The organism is Pseudomonas sp. Irchel 3E19 (genome assembly GCF_900187585.1).
Lineage (GTDB): Bacteria > Pseudomonadota > Gammaproteobacteria > Pseudomonadales > Pseudomonadaceae > Aquipseudomonas > Aquipseudomonas baetica.
The window spans coordinates 155261-170521 of the sequence record NZ_FYDT01000005.1; the positions used below are offsets into that span (position 1 = coordinate 155261).

Genomic DNA, 15261 nt, shown 5'->3' on the forward strand with positions numbered 1-15261 from the left:
ATTAGTTTTTCTCTATTACATCAGTCTAATCATGAGTGTTTTATGCCGTTAACCGATCAACACCGCTTTGGCATGCAACTGGCCCAGATGTCTCGCGGCTGGCGTGCCGAGCTGGACCGGCGTCTGGCCGGTCTGGGCTTGTCCCAGGCGCGCTGGCTGGTGCTGCTGCATCTGGCGCGTTTCGAGGAAGCACCGACCCAACGTGAGCTGGCGCAAAGCGTCGGTGTCGAAGGCCCAACCCTGGCACGCTTGCTCGATAGTCTGGAAGGCCAGGGTCTGGTGCAACGCCAGTCCGTGATGGAAGACCGCCGGGCGAAAAAAATTGTCCTCTGCGCTCCGGCTCTGCCGCTGATCGAACAAATCGAAACCATTGCCACACAATTGCGTCACGAATTGTTCGAAGGCGTCGATGAGGCGGATTTGAAGGTGTGCATGCGCGTTCACGGGCACATTCTGGCCAACCTGGAAAGATCTTGAGGCACAACCGCGTGCCGGTTTTTTGAGAGATCGCGCTGAGCAGACTATAAGAACTACTGGGCAATATCGTGTTCGTACCGGATGTGCGAACCGCATAGAAGTCGGTTTTGCTTATTTAAGGGATGCTCATGCTTGCAAGTTGGCACGTGGTACTGCGCGTTTGCGCCAAAGGGTTGTTGGTTGCTGGCGCAGTCGGCTATTCAACCTTGTCGCTGGCCCTGGGGCTGGGTGAGATCACGGTTCACTCAGCCCTCAATCAGCCGCTCAAGGCCGACATCGCACTGGTCGATGTCGGCGGTCTGACGCAGAACGATCTCTCGGTGAGCCTGGCCACAGCGGACGAATTCGGCAGTGCCGGGGTCGAGCGGGTGTTCTTTCTCAACGACCTCACGTTCACGCCGATCCTGCATGGCAATCGCCAGATGATCCGGGTGACCTCCAGCAAACCGGTCAACGAACCCTTTCTGAATTTCCTCGTACAGCTCAATCAGCCCAATGGCCGCTTGCTGCGTGAGTACACGGTGCTGATCGATCCGCCGGGTTCGCCCGGTATCGTTCCGGCCACCGACGAGCCGGATCCGCGCGCGCAGTCCTCGGCGTTCCCTACTGTCGAACCGATGACCGCGCCGCCACAGGCAGTTCAAGGCAAGCGTGACACGCCAGCTCCGCCATCAGCAACGCCGCCGGCCAACGATGCGCTCGCCGAGCAACTGGCCGCCAGCGCATTGCAGAACCAGCAGTTGCAAAAAAACCTCGACGAACTGAACACGAAATTGCAGGCGCAGGATGTGCAGATTGTCGCTGGCAAGAGGCAGGTCAGTGACCTGCAAACCCGCTTGGCCGAACTGCAAAAGGCACCGCCCGCTCCGGCAGTGACTGCGGCACCTGCGCCGGTTGTTGCACCGACCGAAGCCACAGATGAAGGTTTGAACTGGCCGCTGCTCGGGGGGCTTCTGCTGTTGCTGGGGGCATTGGCTGCGCTGTTCCTTTATCGCCGCCGGCAACAACAGAAACCGGGTGACGCGCCGCTGCCGATCGTGCCGCTGCACGATGAAGCCGACGTGGATGAGGCCGAACCTGCCGAACACGTCAGAAGTCATGCCGCGACCGAGCATCGCGAGGAACCGGCCGCAGGCGATGTTCTGGAAGCGGTGGGGATCTATCTGGCCTATGGGCGACTCGGTGAAGCGGCCGGGTTGTTGCGTGATGCATTGCACAAGGAGCCGGAGCGCATCGATCTCGGTCTGCAATTGCTCGACGTGTTGGGGCGTCAGGGTGATAGCGCAGCGTTCGAGCAACAGGAAAGTCATCTGCGAGCGCTGGGTGTGGAGGCGCAATCCTTGGAGGACATACGCGCCCGGCATCCGAAACTGGTGACTGCTGCATCGCGGGTGGCAGCCGCGCCACTGGTCGCCAACGCCGCGCCGGTGATTGCCGTTGCCCAAGAGCCTGCGGCAACCGAGGACGAGTTCGAGTTGAATCTGGAAGCGTTGTCGATGGATTCCAGTTGGGATCTGGAGGACAGCCGTTCGGCGTCGGTTCAGCCATCCGCCGAAACTTCTGCTCTCGGCTCCAGCCTGCAAGTGTTGCCTCAGGATTTTGAGTTGCCGGAAGCCACCGCCAGTGGAGACGCTGAGCTTCAGTGGATCCCGGAGTCGGAGGCGCAGCCGCTGGACGATGACTTCCTTGAAGCATTTTCCGATCCGCAGCCGTCGCTGGCGCTGGAGCCCTTGAATTTACAGATGTCAGTGCCAGACGAGGCGGGGGCGGGGAAGCTCGAACAGGCCCAGACCTGTATCGATGATGGCGACATCGACAGCGCGATTGCGCTGCTCAATGAATTGCTCAAGGACGGCGATGAGCCCTTGAAGCAAACCGCCCGAACCCTTCTGGCAGGCATCCGCTGAATTGAGTGTCAGGTGTTGTTGGGCTTGACTGTCCTGCCGCCTTCGCGAGCAGGCTCGCTCCCACAGGGGAACGCTATCCAACTGTGGGAGCGAGCCTGCTCGCGAAGGCGAATCATCAGGCGCCATCAATCCCGGGCAGTGCTCAAAACGTCTGCCCCAGATTCAAATACACCGCCTGTTCATTCGCATCATTCAAGCCATAACTGAAATTCAACGGCCCCAACGGCGTGTCGAAACCGATAAACACACTCGCCGCATTGATGTAGCCACTGTCGAATTCGTTGTCGTTATTCCACGCCCGCCCGCGCTCCAGCGACGCACCGGCGTACAACGGGAAGTCCAGCGGCAGATACGAACGCGGCGTCAGGCGGCGGTAATACACCGCCCGCATCAAGCTGACGTTCTGCCCGGAAATGGCATCTTCGCGAAAGCCCGACAACTGCCGTGCGCCACCGAGCAGGAAGCTCGACGTCACCACGTTGGTGTCATCGAGCGTACGGCCATAGCGCCCGCCCAGAATCAATGTGTCCGGGCCGTGGCTCATGGCTTTGTCGAGCTTGAATTCCCACTGCCGGTAACGCGTGTCCGAGCCCAGGCTCGGTTCGAATTGCAGGAACGTCAGACTGACGTCTTTGCCTTCGTGGGGGTAGTAAACGTTGTCCAGCGAATCGTAGGAATACTTCAGCGAGTAGAAGCCTTCATTGAAGTTTTCGCTGGGCAGGTCCTGATCGCCAATACGCACATCGGCCTTGCCCCAGGCTTCACCGACGCCGAACCGCACTTCACCGTTGTTGCCAATCTGCCGCCCAACGTTCAGGGCCATGCCGTAACGCTCGACGCGGTATTGCGCGACCGGATCGTTGTCGAGCACCGCGTCGACGTTCTGCGCCTCGAACACCACCGAGGGCGCGATGAAATAGCGCGAACCGACGTCCAGTGGCTGATAGAACTCGCTGTACAGCTCCTGTTTGTCGCCGAGTTGCACACGGGTCAGCCATTCCGCACCGAGGCGGTTGATGCCGTTGACTCGGTAACTGGCGCCGAGGTTGAAGGCGCTGTCGCCGCGCATGTCGTCCGACAGGTTCAGACCGACCCTCAAGTAATCGGTGCCACTGCGCTTGCCTCGGGCATTGATCACCAGGGTGTGATCCTGGCCCTTGTGGACCACGCGATATTGCACCTGCTCGAAATAGTCGAGGCCGTACAAAGTGCCCATGTCCGAATGCAATCGGCCCAGATCCAGCGGCTCGCCGATGGGTTGGCGGATGTAGTAGCGGATCACGTCGTCATCGACTTTCGAGTCGTTCTCGACCCTGATCGCGGTAATGATCGGCGTGCGCTGGCCCGGCGCGCGGGCGGCGTTGAGCTCGGCATTCTGCGATTCGCTGGGCTTGAGCCCGGCGAGGCGCGCGTCGAGGGTTTTCGTGGCGCGGTAACCGGCGTCGATCATCTCCTGGGCGCGGCCGAAATCAGTGACGCCGAAACTCGCCAGCGCCGGTTGGATCAGCACGTCTGTCGATTTCAGCGCGGCCAGTTGTTCTTCGGAGTTGCGTCGGGTCATCAGGGTGATCGACTGGTTCAGCACATCGACCACGGTGGTCAGTTGTTTGCGATTGCGCAGCGGCGTGCCGATGTCGACCACAATGGCGATGTCGACGCCCATTTGCCGCGCGACATCGAGCGGGATGTTGTCGGTCATGCCGCCGTCCACCAGCAGCCGCCCGTCGAGTTCGACCGGAGCGAACACCGCCGGGATCGACATGCTGGCGCGGATCACCTGAGGCAGGTGGCCTTTGCGAAACACCACTTTTTCGCCGTTGGCGATGTCGGTGGCCACGGCGCGGAACGGGATCGGCAGTTTGTCGAAATCGCGGGTATCGCTGGTGTGGGCCAGCAGGCTTTCCAGCAGCAGCGCCAGATTTTGCCCCTGAATTACCCCCAGCGGCAGGCCGAGGCTGCCGTCGTCGCGAAAGCTCAGTTTCTGTTTCACCAAGAAATCGCGGTCATCCTGTTTGCGCCGAAACGGCACGTCTTCCCGGGGTGGCGCATCGGACAGCGCCTGTTGCCAGTCGATGCTCAGAGCGAGCTTTTCCAGTTCGTCGATCTTGTAGCCCGAGGCATAGAGGCCGCCAACCACCGCGCCCATGCTGGTACCGGCAATCGCGTCGATCTTGATGCCTTGCTCCTCCAGCGCCTTGAGCACGCCGATGTGCGCCAACCCGCGCGCGGCGCCGCCGGACAGCACGAGGCCGACTTTCGGTCGCGGCGCTTCGCTGGCGAAGGCGAACAGAGGAAGAAAACCAAGCAGCAGGCAGAACAGCAAACGGCGCATTGTGAGTCTCGGGGCAAGCAGTAAAGCCGGCTATTATAGCGGCGCCCTCTGTCTCAGGAGTTTCAGCGAACATGACTGTCGCAAAAGCAGAAGTTGTCATCACGTATTGCACTCAATGCCAGTGGCTGCTGCGCGCGGCGTGGCTGGCGCAGGAACTGCTCAGCACCTTTGGCGATGATCTGGGCAAAGTGTCATTGGTGCCGGGTACCGGCGGAGTTTTCCACATTACGTGCGATGACGTGCAGATCTGGGAGCGCAAGGCCGATGGCGGTTTTCCCGAAGCCAAGGTGCTGAAGCAGCGAGTGCGCGATCAGATCGATCCTGACCGCGACCTCGGCCACAACGACCGTACTCAGTGAGAGGTTGCTTCGGCGGCGACGGTTTTTTTGTCGGCCTGGCCGGACATCCGCGCTGACACCGCGATGGCGACGATGATCAGCGCGCCGCCGAGCAGCATGCGCAGCGTCGGGTTCTCATTGAACAGCAGCCACGCGATGGTGATGCCGTAGACCGGCTCCATGGCGAACACCACTGCGGCGGTGCGCGCCTTGATTACCGCCAGGCTGGCAACGAACAGACTGTGGGCGACGCCGGTGCAGAACACCCCAAGCAGGGCGATCCATAGCCAGTCGAGTGCGCGCACTTCGCTCAGTTGCGGCGCCGCCACCGGCAGCAGACACAGCGCCACCACCACGTTTTGACACAACGCCGCCTGCACCGCCGGGACACGCCCGGAGCTGGCGCGGTTGGTCAGCGACAGCAGGGAAAACAACAGCCCGGACAGCACCGCCCAGAGCAGACCGACCGTCGCGCCGCTGGCCAGATCGAACGCCGGGGTCACCAGCACCAGACCGACACTGACTAAAACCACCAGCACGATTTCATTGGCGCGGATACGCTCGCGGAAGATCAGCCCTTCGAGAATCACCGTAAAGGCCGGAAAACTGGCAAAGCCCAATGTCGCGATGGCGACGCCGGCAACCTTCACCGCAATGAAAAAACTCACCCAGTGGCCGGCCAGTAGCACGCCACTGAGGGCCAGGCGCCGCCAGTCCACGGCTTGCAGTTTCTGCCAGCCGTTCTGGCTGGCGAAACGGGCAAAAAATGCCAGAGCGAGCACGGCGAAGGCGGCACGGCCGAAGACGATCACGGCGGGGGAGGCGGCGGCGAGTTTGCCGAACACACCGGTCAGGCCGAACATCAGAGCGCCGATATGCAGGGCGCCGAGGGCGGTACGCGGGGTCATTGCAATCCTTAATCCAGACAAGGTTTTTTGATCGATCGTTGATCGTTCCCACGCTCTGCGTGGGAACGCCTCCAGGGACGCTCTGCGTCCAGTGACGCGGAGCGTCATGGGCTGCATTCCCACGCAGAGCGTGGGAACGATCAATAGGTCCATTGAACCCTGTATCCGCCTACAAGTCTGTCGGCAGACTATCGTCTTTTGTCGTAGGAGCCGCGCCGAAGCTGGCCGGGCGATGCACCGAACTCACGTAGAACGGCAGCCGAGAAGGCGCTTTGCGAGCTGTAGCCGACCCGACTGGCGATTTCGCCGATGGGCAGCACGGTCTCGCGCAGCAGAGCGACAGCCTTGTGCAGTCGCCGACTGCGCATGTAATCCATCGGTGTCTGCCCGCACTCGGCCATGAAACGCGCGTGCAGGCGAGCGCTGGATAACCCGGCGACCCGCGCCAGATCGGCGACTTGTAACGGATACGCGGCGTATTGCTCGATGTGCGCATCCAGCGCCGCATAGGGCAGGCGTCGCGTGGTGAGTTCGACGGGTTGTGCATGATTCAGACTGGCCAGCAGTAACACCGCGCCTTGCTGGGCAATCAATGGATCGCTGACCGGGCTGCTCGCCAGCCAACTGACCAGTTGGCTTTGCCCCGAGTCCAGCGACAAGCGAGCAGGGTTGCCGAGCAAGCGCCGGCTGGCCTCCGCATGGTCACCGAGTGAATCGGCGACCCATTGGCCGTCGGGAATATCCAGCACCAGACAGCGACTGCCCTGCGGACTGCCGCAGGCATGATGGGCGCCGGCCGGGACCACCACGAAACTCTGCTGACGCACCTGGCTGCCACAGCCCTCGACCTCGAAATCCAGCGCACCGGACAGACCGAACACCAATTGGGCGTGCTCGTGGCTGTGGACGATCAGATCGTGGGTGTACTGACGCAGGCTGAGGATCGGTCGCATGGCAGGTCGTCTCCGAAGTGATCGCCAGTCTACACCGGCATGCCCGGGATGCGCTGTCACAGGACTGACTCGTGCCTGTCATGGTCGATTAACCGGACAGGCGCACTCTGGCGAAAACATCGCAGAGGGTTGCCCATGACCAGCGCCGAGCTCGCCAGACCCAGCCGCAAACAACGCGTGCGCACCTTGTGGATCTCTGACGTGCACCTGGGCACACGGGACTGCCAGGCCGAACACCTGTCGCAGTTTCTCAAGGGCTACCATGCCGACAAGATTTACCTGGTTGGCGACATCATCGACGGTTGGAAACTGCGCGGCGGCATGTATTGGCCGCAGGCGCACACCAACGTGATTCGCCGTTTGTTGACCATGAGCAAACGCGGCACCGAAGTGATCTACGTCACCGGCAACCACGATGAATTCCTGCGTCGTTATTCGAAGCTGATCCTGGGCAATATTCAGTTGGTCGACGAGGCGGTGCATGTCACGGCAGACGGTCGGCATTTGCTGGTGATTCACGGCGACCAGTTTGATGTGATCACCCGCTATCACCGTTGGCTGGCCTTTCTCGGCGATTCCGCCTACGAGTTCACCCTGACCCTTAATCGCTGGCTCAACCATTGGCGCGCCCGCTATGGCTACGGTTACTGGTCGCTGTCGGCGTATCTGAAGCACAAGGTGAAGACAGCGGTGAGTTTTATCAGCGACTTCGAAGAAGCCATTGCCCATGAATGTGTGAAGCGTGAGCTGCATGGCGTGGTCTGCGGGCACATTCACCATGCCGAGATCCGTAAAGTCGGCGAGGTGGATTACTTCAATTGCGGCGATTGGGTGGAGTCTTGCACGGCGCTGATCGAACACTGGGACGGCACGATCGAGTTGTATCGCCTGGCGGATGCGCAGGCGCGTGAGGCGCAGCTCAAGGCGGCCAAGGTTGCCGAACTCGCCTGAGTTCACAGGGTAGTGACCCCTTGTGGGAGGGGGCTTGCTCCCGAAGGCGGTGGATCAGACACAAATTATGTAGCCTGACACACCACTTCGGGAGCAAGCCCCCTCCCACAAGGATTACCACAGTTTAAGCGGTGGAGTTCTCAGGCCGGGCTGTGTTCTTCCATCGCGGCCTTGTAAATCGAGTGCTTCGGTTGCGCAAACAACCTTTCCATCATCGGCTCAAAGAAGCTTAACGGCAGCGTGTCATAGTCAGGATCAAACGCCGCTGCATCGTACTTGGCGCAAAACTCGGCTGTTGCCTGAAACTGCGGGTGTTCCTTGAACTGCTCGCGCAAGTGCCGATCCATGCCCAGGTGATGGAAGAAGTAATAGCCCTGGAAGATCCCGTGCTTTTCTACCATCCACAGGTTTTCGGCGCTGACGAACGGCTTTAGAATCGCTGCGGCAATGTCCGGATGGTTGTACGAGCCGAGGGTGTCACCGATGTCGTGCAATAACGCGCAGACCACGTATTCCTCGTCACGTCCGTCACGAAAAGCACGGGTCGCGGTTTGCAGGGAGTGGGTCAGGCGATCTACCGGGAAGCCGCCGAAATCACCTTCGAGCAATTTCAGGTGGGTCATGATCCGCGACGGTAACTGTTTGGCATAGGCACTGAAGTCGGCGGCGATGATCGCCCAGTCTTCCTCAGTGCCATCCTTCATGTGGGTGAAACGGGTAGTGGCGTTCATCTGCAATCCTCACTGTTTCTTGTTTTTCAGAACGCCACGCGACCCAGAATCATGTCGCGGTACATGACGAAATCGCCAAGCAGGCTGTACAGCGGATGCTGGAAAGTCGCCGGTCGATTCTTTTCAAAGAAGAAATGCCCGACCCAGGCGAAGCTGTAACCGGCCAGCGGCAGGGCCAGCAACAGCAGCCACGCGCCTTTGGCGATGGTCATGGCGAGAATAAAAATCACCAGTGTCGTGCCGATGAAATGCAGGCGCCGGCAGGTACTGTTGCTGTGTTCGCTGAGGTAATACGGGTAGAACTCGGCGAAGCTGTTGAAATGTTTGATGTTTTCCACGACCGCTATCTCTGTGGTTATTGTTCTGGCGACGAGTTGTTCTGCGGGTAGCTTATTTGAGTCTAGAGTGATCAGTAGCATCAGCCAGTGACAATGGGCGCCACTTTAGTATCCTTCGCAAATCAGGCCGTAGCATGCGGCCCCTCATGTAAAAGAAAAACACCATGAGCGAACGAACGACTTCTGCAAGCTGGGCGATGGGGATTGTCAAAGCATTGGAGATGGACGGCCTGGATTGCCGGGTTCTGTTCAAGCAACTGGGGCTCGATTACACCGCCCTGGATGATCCGGATGCGCGCTTCCCGCAAGACTCCATGACCCGACTCTGGCAACGGGCGGTCGAGCTGTCCGGAAACCCGGCAATCGGCCTGAACATGGGCAAAGTGGTGCGGCCGGCTTCTTTTCATGTCGCCGGTTATGCGCTGATGTCCAGCAATACCCTGGCCGAAGGCTTTCAGCGACTGGTGCGCTATCAGCGCATCATCGCCGAAAGTGCCGACCTGAGTTTTCGCCTGCTGGAGGAAGGCTATGCGCTGATCCTGACCGTGCACGGCGACCATCTGCCGCCGACCCGGCAAAGTGCCGAAGCGTCGCTGGCCTGTGCGTTGGCCCTGTGTGGCTGGCTGAGCGGGCGCACGCTGCAGCCGGTCAAAGTGCTGGTGCAGGGCGATGAACCGGAAAATCTGCAACCCTACAAACAGGCTTTCCATGCACCGCTGACGTTCAACGCACCTTACGACGCGTTGATTTTCGAGCGCGCCGACATGGAGGCGCCGCTGCCCACCGCCAACGAGGCGATGGCGCTGCTGCATGACCGGTTTGCCGGGGAGTACCTGGCGCGGTTTTCCGAGAGTCGCGTGACCCACAAGGCCCGCCAGGTGCTCTGTCGCTTGCTGCCTCAGGGCGAACCCAAGCGCGATACCGTCGCGCAGACCCTGCACTTGTCACAGCGCACTTTGCAGCGTCGGTTGCAGGAGGAGGGCACGAGTTTTCAGCAATTGCTCGACGACACCCGCCGAGAACTGGCCGAACAGTATCTGGCGCAACCGAGCATGACCCTGCTGGAAATCGCCTATCTGTTGGGTTTCGCCGATCCGAGCAATTTCTTCCGCGCGTTCCGTCGCTGGTTCGACACCACGCCCGGCGATTACCGGGCGCGGCTGTTACAGGCGCCGAATGCGATCAGTGACGCCAAAAGGCCGGAATACACAGTACAAACACCGTGATGATCTCCAGTCGGCCGAGCAGCATGCCGAACGACAGAATCCACTTGGCTGCATCCGGCAGGGTCGCAAAGTTGCCCGCCGGGCCAATGGTTTCGCCAAGGCCCGGGCCGACACCGGACACGGTGCTGGCGGCGCCGGTCAGTGCCGTCATCCAATCGACGCCGAGCAGCGACAGCAACAGGGCGATCACGCAGATGGTGATGGCGAAGAAGAACGAAAAGGTCAGAATCGAGCGCACGATCTCTTCGTCGAGGCGATGACCGTTGTACTTCTGCTTGATCACCGCGCGCGGATGAATCAGCTGATTAAGGTTGGCCTTGAGCAAGATGTAGGCGACCTGGAAGCGGAAGATCTTGATCCCGCCCGCCGTCGACCCGGAACAGCCGCCAACAAAACCCAGATAGAAAAACAGCATCAGCGAGAAGTTGCCCCACAGGCTGTAGTCGCCGAGGGCAAAACCGGTGGTGGTCAGCACCGACGTCACGTTCAGCGCCACATGACGCAGCGCATCCAGCCAATGCAGTTGGGTCGTCCACCAGTACCAGGTGCCGAGCACCAGCCATGTCACTAACAACATCGCCAGCATGCCCTGTACCTGCTGATCCTTGATCAACGCTCGACGATTGCCGCGCAATGTCGCCACGTACAGGGTGAATGGCAGGCTGCCGAGAATCATGACCACCACCGCGACCCAGTGCACTGCCGGTTGCGTCCACTTGGCCAACGACTGGTCGGACGTCGAGAACCCGCCGGTGGAAATCGCCGACATTGCGTGGTTGATCGCATCGAACGGGCTCATCCCGGCCCACCAGAACGCCAGGCTGCCGAGGACGGTGATGCCGACGTAAGCCGCTACGATCAGCCGCGCCACCATGTGCGAGCGTGGCATGACCTTTTCCGAGCGATCCGAGGATTCGGTCTGGAACAGGCGCATGCCACCGATGCGCAGCAGCGGCAGAATTGCCACCGCCATGCCGATAAAGCCAATGCCGCCAAGCCAGTGCAGCAGCGAGCGCCACATCAGGATTCCCGGCGACATGTTGTCCAGGCCGCTGAGTACGGTCGAACCGGTGGCGGTGATGCCGGACATGCTTTCGAAGAACGAGTCGGTGTAGCTGATGTGTTGTGTGAGCAAAAACGGCAACGCGGCGAAAATACACACCACCAGCCAACTGCTGACGGTGAGCAGGTACATGTCGCGCGGGCGCAAATGAATGTGTTCGGGGCGACCGGGAATCACCAGCGCGAGGCCGGCGACAAAGGTAATCATGCTCGCCCAGAGGAACGATGGCAGGTCACTGGTGCGCTCGAAAATCACCAGCGTGGCCATCGGCACGACCATGGCAACCGCCAGGGTAATCAGGAAGATGCCGATGATGAAACCAATGATCCGTAAGGTCGGCAACGCCATGAAGTCCGCTCGGGTTGATGTGGGAAGGGCGCCATTCTACCCGTGGGGCAGGGCATGTAAACCGGCATCCTGTTGGCAGATAAAGCTAGAATAGCCGCACATTTTTCTCAGGAGGTGGCCGATGCAGGCTCTCGACGCTTTGCTCAACCGTGTTTCCGTTCCCCGGCTGGTCGAACCGGCCCCGACTGCCGAGCAGCGCGAAGCCCTGTTCGGCGCTGCGCTGCGTGCACCGGATCACGGGCACTTGCAGCCGTATCGCTTCTTGACCGTTGAAGGCGCGGCGCGTGAGCAGATGGGCGAGTTGCTGGCCGAGGCTGCGCAGAAGCAGGACGGCGAAGTCACCGAAGCGATGATCGACAAGGCGCGCAACGGCCCGCTGCGGGCGCCGCTGGTGGTTGTGGTCATCGCGAAGTTGCAGGAACACGTCAAGTATCCAAAAGCCGAGCAGTTGCTGGCGGCGGGCTGTGCGGCGCACGGGATTTTGCTGGCAGCGTATGCGCAGGGGATTGGCGCTGTTTGGCGTACCGGTGATCTGGCCTATTCGGCGCATGTGGCGAAAGGCTTGGGGTTGGCGGAAGGTGAGGAAGTGATTGCATTCCTGTACCTCGGCACGCCGCAGAAAGAGCCGCGTGTGGCGGAGAAGGTTGATCTGGCTGAGTTTGTCAGCGAGTGGCCCGGTAAGGCCTGACACCCTGAACCAAATGTGGGAGCGAGCCTGCTCGCGAATAGGGAGTGTCAGACGCCATGTACATGGACTGACACACCGCTTTCGCGAGCAAGCCCGCTCCCACAATATTGATCAGGGTTGAACCACCGCTCCCGGTACCAGCGGCAATTCGAGACTGGCAATAAACCCGCCCTGCGGATGATTGGCCAACGTCAAACTGCCGCCATGGCGCTCCGCTGCTCGCCGGGCAATCGCCAGGCCCAAGCCATGTCCTGCCGCCGTCTGCCCCGGCGCCCGATAAAACGGCTCACCCAACTGGTTCAAATGCTCGGCCTGTACCCCGGGGCCATGGTCGCGCACGCTGACGATGATTTTTTCACCCTGACGTGAGGCCTGCATTTCAATCGGCTGACCTTGCGGGTTGAAGCGCTGGGCATTGCGCAGCAGGTTATCCACGGCGCGCTCGATCATGGTCGGCCAACCCTTCAGGTTCAGCTGCGGTTCGGCATCGAGACGCACCGTCTGCTCGGGCGATCCAAGTTGTGCATCCTTCTGCAATGTGCCGAGTAACGCATTCAAATCAACGTCTTCAGCACTGGCATTGTCGGCATCGACCCGCGCCAGCACGAGAATTTCGCTGATCAACGCTTCCAGTCGATCGCATTCGCGGGTCAGTCGGGGCCAGAGTTTTTCCCGTTCTTCAGGGTTGGCTCGCTCTGCCAGTGCAAGCGCAATACGCAGCCGTGCCAGCGGTGAACGCAGTTCGTGGGAGACATCGCGCAGTAATTGCCGCTGACTGCCGATCAGGCTTTGCAGGCGTGCGCCCATGCGGTTGAAGTCAGTGGCCAGGACGCCGAATTCATCACGACGATTGGCCAGTTTTGCCAGGCTGTTCTGCTGATAGGTGGTCTGCCCCAAGTCATGCACCGCGCCGCGCAAGCGGCTGAGCGGACGAGTGATGGAGAAGGTCACCAGCAGGCTGAACAGGGTCAGGACCACCAGCGCAATCCCCAGCGCGCTCAACGGCCAGAGCAGACTTTCACGGTGCCAGGCGTCGAGTTCCGGGTGTGGGATGCGGTAGATGAACAGGTAGGTGTCACCGGTTTTGTCACTGGTGAATTCGTCGGTCAGACGTCGCCACGGCAGGCGTCGGTCATCGTTGTTCTGGCGCGCTTCAAAGGCTGCCGCACGGCGCGGGAAGGTGCCGCGCACCACCGGGTCGCCGGTCTCGTTGAGAACCTGAACGTCGATGTGGTACTGGCGTTTGCGTTGTTCGAGGATGTTCTGGGCGGCTTCTTCGCCTTGGGCTTCGTAGGTTTGCGTCCATTCGGCGGCCAGCGTGTTGAGGCCCGGATGACGGCTGAGAATCCACGCGTCTTGGTTAAGCATGTGTCCGAGCAGAATGGACAACCCGGCCACCAGTGCGATGGCCAGCCAGAAGCTCGCGAGAATACGCCAGAACAATGAACGCACAGAAAATCCTCAAAACAGACGCAATGCCCATGTGGGAGCGGGCTTGCTCGCGAATGCAGAGTGTCAGTCAACCTATGCTTGTCTGATACACCGCATTCGCGAGCAAGCCCGCTCCCACATGGGGACTGAGTGGCAACAGGCCCGACGGGGTAAGCCGTCGGGCCTGACGTTAGAACATTATTGCGCTTTTTGCGGCTGTTGCGCTTTCCACGCTTTGAACTCGGCCCATTCGGCGCGACGCTCGGCCTGTTTCTTCTGGATCTCGTCGAATTTCTTCTGTTGATCCGGCTTCAGCACCGCTCGCACATCGGACTCGGCTTTCTTGTGGTTGGCCGCCATCTCGTCCTTCATGGCTTTCTGGTCGGCTGGCGAGAGTTTTTCCAGGTACTTGTCGACCACTTGCTTACGCTCGTGCATCTGCTCGCCCATGATCTTGCGGATCTGTTCACGCTGTTCGCGGGACAGGTCGAGTTGGCTGTACGGGCCTTTGCCGTGCATGCCGTGCATCTGACCGCCGTGGCGTGGGCCGTCGAGCGGGCCACCCATCGGGCCGCCATCTTGCGGCATGGCCATGGCGACGGTTGGCAGAGCGGCAGCGAACATCAGAGCGATAAGAGTCTTGCGCATGGTGTATCTCCTTGTCTCGTTCCCGGTACGTTCCGGATGAGTTCAGATTACGGAGATCAAGGTCAGCGGCGGTCAGCGGTACGTAAAGCTTGGGTAAAGACGCTTTGTTGTAAGCCTTACACATATCCGGTGTAGGAGCTGCGGCACGCTGCGATCTTGAGGCTGTGGGACGCAGAGCGTCCCCGGCTGCATTCCCACGCAGAGCGTGGGAACGATCAACTCCTACAAGTGGGAGGTTCAGAGGCTGTAGTAGTAACCGCGGCTGCGCAGGGCGACGATGCGCGGGCGGCCGTCGGGGTGCGGGCCGATCTTTTTGCGCAGGTTGCTGACGTGCATGTCGAGGCTGCGGTCATACAGGGTCAGCTTGCGGCCGAGGGCGAGTTGCGCCAGTTCCTGTTTGTCCAGCGGCTCGCCGGGTTGCTTGAGCAGTGCTTCGAGCAGGCGGCTTTCGGAGACGGTGAGCGTCAATTCTTTCTCGTCGATGCTGACCACGCCGCGCACCGGGCTGAAGCTCAGGTCGCCCAGCTCAAGCTGGGTCGACACGGCGGCCGGATGGCTGCGGCGCAACACCGCGCGCAGGCGGGCGGTGAGTTCGCGCGGATCGCAGGGTTTGGCCAGGTAATCGTCGGCGCCCAGTTCCAGACCGAGGATGCGATCCAGCGGTTCGCCACGGGCCGACAGCATCAGCACCGGCAGGTCGGCGTGATCGTTGCGCAGTTGCTTGAGCAATTCCAGACCGCTGCCGTCGGGCAGCATCACGTCCAGTACCACCGCCGCCGGGGCGGTTTCGGCCAGTGCCTTGCGGGCGCTCTGACCATCGTGGCAGGCACGAACCTGGAAGCCTTCCTGGCTCAGCCAACTGCTCAGGAGCTCGCACAGCTCCTGGTCATCATCAATTAATAACAGCTCGCTCATGACTCAC

At 60.7% G+C, this 15261-nt stretch carries 15 protein-coding genes; 6 read left to right on the top strand and 9 right to left on the bottom strand.

Going from position 1 to position 15261, the window contains the following annotated elements:
- Positions 1-42: 42 nt before the first annotated feature.
- Positions 43-477 carry a MarR family transcriptional regulator gene (locus CKW18_RS05285; RefSeq protein ID WP_095187802.1) on the top strand — a complete coding sequence of 145 codons (435 nt, stop codon included), beginning with the start codon at positions 43-45 and terminating at the stop codon, positions 475-477.
- A 128-nt stretch (positions 478-605) separates the two neighbouring features.
- Positions 606-2384 carry a FimV/HubP family polar landmark protein gene (locus CKW18_RS05290; protein WP_095187803.1) on the top strand — a complete coding sequence of 593 codons (1779 nt, stop codon included), beginning with the start codon at positions 606-608 and terminating at the stop codon, positions 2382-2384.
- Between the two features lie 142 nt (positions 2385-2526).
- Here the strand turns inward: CKW18_RS05290 and CKW18_RS05295 are convergent, their stop codons facing one another.
- On the bottom strand, positions 2527-4716 hold the full coding sequence (locus tag CKW18_RS05295) for a patatin-like phospholipase family protein (protein ID WP_095187804.1): 2190 nt from the start codon (positions 4714-4716) through the stop codon (positions 2527-2529).
- A 71-nt stretch (positions 4717-4787) separates the two neighbouring features.
- On the opposite strand from CKW18_RS05295, the gene CKW18_RS05300 reads away from it, so the two are divergent.
- Positions 4788-5075, top strand: a complete 288-nt coding sequence (locus CKW18_RS05300; protein WP_095187805.1) for a SelT/SelW/SelH family protein — start codon at positions 4788-4790, stop codon at positions 5073-5075.
- Here CKW18_RS05300 and CKW18_RS05305 read toward each other — a convergent pair.
- Positions 5069-5962 carry a DMT family transporter gene (locus CKW18_RS05305; RefSeq protein ID WP_095187806.1) on the bottom strand — a complete coding sequence of 298 codons (894 nt, stop codon included), beginning with the start codon at positions 5960-5962 and terminating at the stop codon, positions 5069-5071. The two genes, CKW18_RS05300 and CKW18_RS05305, sit on opposite strands and share 7 nt — an antisense overlap.
- A gap of 188 nt (positions 5963-6150) precedes the next feature.
- Complete coding sequence (locus tag CKW18_RS05310; protein WP_095187807.1) at positions 6151-6915, bottom strand: AraC family transcriptional regulator; 765 nt, start codon at positions 6913-6915, stop codon at positions 6151-6153.
- Positions 6916-7050: 135 nt separating this feature from the next.
- Between CKW18_RS05310 and CKW18_RS05315 the strand changes: the two genes are divergently transcribed.
- Positions 7051-7866 (top strand): UDP-2,3-diacylglucosamine diphosphatase, encoded by an 816-nt coding sequence (locus CKW18_RS05315; protein WP_095187808.1) that lies wholly within the window; start codon positions 7051-7053, stop codon positions 7864-7866.
- 140 nt (positions 7867-8006) lie between these two features.
- Here the strand turns inward: CKW18_RS05315 and CKW18_RS05320 are convergent, their stop codons facing one another.
- Positions 8007-8597, bottom strand: coding sequence for an HD domain-containing protein (locus tag CKW18_RS05320; protein ID WP_095187809.1), 591 nt, complete (start codon positions 8595-8597; stop codon positions 8007-8009).
- Between the two features lie 26 nt (positions 8598-8623).
- Positions 8624-8935 (bottom strand): DUF962 domain-containing protein, encoded by a 312-nt coding sequence (locus CKW18_RS05325; protein ID WP_095187810.1) that lies wholly within the window; start codon positions 8933-8935, stop codon positions 8624-8626.
- 164 nt (positions 8936-9099) lie between these two features.
- Between CKW18_RS05325 and CKW18_RS05330 the strand changes: the two genes are divergently transcribed.
- Positions 9100-10161 (top strand): AraC family transcriptional regulator, encoded by a 1062-nt coding sequence (locus CKW18_RS05330; protein WP_202864023.1) that lies wholly within the window; start codon positions 9100-9102, stop codon positions 10159-10161.
- Here CKW18_RS05330 and CKW18_RS05335 read toward each other — a convergent pair.
- A complete protein-coding gene (locus CKW18_RS05335; protein ID WP_095187812.1) occupies positions 10118-11572 on the bottom strand; it encodes a TrkH family potassium uptake protein in 1455 nt (484 codons plus the stop codon). The genes CKW18_RS05330 and CKW18_RS05335 overlap by 44 nt on opposite strands.
- A gap of 121 nt (positions 11573-11693) precedes the next feature.
- Between CKW18_RS05335 and CKW18_RS05340 the strand changes: the two genes are divergently transcribed.
- The gene (locus CKW18_RS05340) at positions 11694-12260 is read left to right on the top strand and encodes a nitroreductase family protein (RefSeq protein WP_095187813.1); all 567 of its coding nucleotides are present in this window, start codon (positions 11694-11696) and stop codon (positions 12258-12260) included.
- A gap of 111 nt (positions 12261-12371) precedes the next feature.
- Here CKW18_RS05340 and CKW18_RS05345 read toward each other — a convergent pair whose 3' ends face one another.
- The 3 genes from CKW18_RS05345 to CKW18_RS05355 all read right to left on the bottom strand — a co-directional run bounded on the left by CKW18_RS05345 (position 12372) and on the right by CKW18_RS05355 (position 15254).
- Positions 12372-13712: a cell wall metabolism sensor histidine kinase WalK gene (locus CKW18_RS05345; protein WP_095187814.1), complete on the bottom strand. Its 1341-nt coding sequence runs from the start codon at positions 13710-13712 to the stop codon at positions 12372-12374.
- Positions 13713-13889: 177 nt separating this feature from the next.
- A complete protein-coding gene (locus CKW18_RS05350; RefSeq protein ID WP_095187815.1) occupies positions 13890-14339 on the bottom strand; it encodes a Spy/CpxP family protein refolding chaperone in 450 nt (149 codons plus the stop codon).
- A gap of 237 nt (positions 14340-14576) precedes the next feature.
- On the bottom strand, positions 14577-15254 hold the full coding sequence (locus CKW18_RS05355; RefSeq protein WP_016771129.1) for a response regulator transcription factor: 678 nt from the start codon (positions 15252-15254) through the stop codon (positions 14577-14579).
- Positions 15255-15261 lie beyond the last annotated feature (7 nt).

What these genes read in the sequence shown, in the direction of transcription:
- CKW18_RS05285 (WP_095187802.1), top strand. Translation starts at nt 43, where the DNA reads ATGCCGTTAACCGATCAACACCGCTTTGGCATGCAACTGGCCCAGATG.
- CKW18_RS05290 (WP_095187803.1), top strand. Translation starts at nt 606, where the DNA reads ATGCTTGCAAGTTGGCACGTGGTACTGCGCGTTTGCGCCAAAGGGTTG.
- CKW18_RS05295 (WP_095187804.1), bottom strand. Translation starts at nt 4,716, where the DNA reads ATGCGCCGTTTGCTGTTCTGCCTGCTGCTTGGTTTTCTTCCTCTGTTC.
- CKW18_RS05300 (WP_095187805.1), top strand. Translation starts at nt 4,788, where the DNA reads ATGACTGTCGCAAAAGCAGAAGTTGTCATCACGTATTGCACTCAATGC.
- CKW18_RS05305 (WP_095187806.1), bottom strand. Translation starts at nt 5,962, where the DNA reads ATGACCCCGCGTACCGCCCTCGGCGCCCTGCATATCGGCGCTCTGATG.
- CKW18_RS05310 (WP_095187807.1), bottom strand. Translation starts at nt 6,915, where the DNA reads ATGCGACCGATCCTCAGCCTGCGTCAGTACACCCACGATCTGATCGTC.
- CKW18_RS05315 (WP_095187808.1), top strand. Translation starts at nt 7,051, where the DNA reads ATGACCAGCGCCGAGCTCGCCAGACCCAGCCGCAAACAACGCGTGCGC.
- CKW18_RS05320 (WP_095187809.1), bottom strand. Translation starts at nt 8,597, where the DNA reads ATGAACGCCACTACCCGTTTCACCCACATGAAGGATGGCACTGAGGAA.
- CKW18_RS05330 (WP_202864023.1), top strand. Translation starts at nt 9,100, where the DNA reads ATGAGCGAACGAACGACTTCTGCAAGCTGGGCGATGGGGATTGTCAAA.
- CKW18_RS05335 (WP_095187812.1), bottom strand. Translation starts at nt 11,572, where the DNA reads ATGGCGTTGCCGACCTTACGGATCATTGGTTTCATCATCGGCATCTTC.
- CKW18_RS05340 (WP_095187813.1), top strand. Translation starts at nt 11,694, where the DNA reads ATGCAGGCTCTCGACGCTTTGCTCAACCGTGTTTCCGTTCCCCGGCTG.
- CKW18_RS05350 (WP_095187815.1), bottom strand. Translation starts at nt 14,339, where the DNA reads ATGCGCAAGACTCTTATCGCTCTGATGTTCGCTGCCGCTCTGCCAACC.
- CKW18_RS05355 (WP_016771129.1), bottom strand. Translation starts at nt 15,254, where the DNA reads ATGAGCGAGCTGTTATTAATTGATGATGACCAGGAGCTGTGCGAGCTC.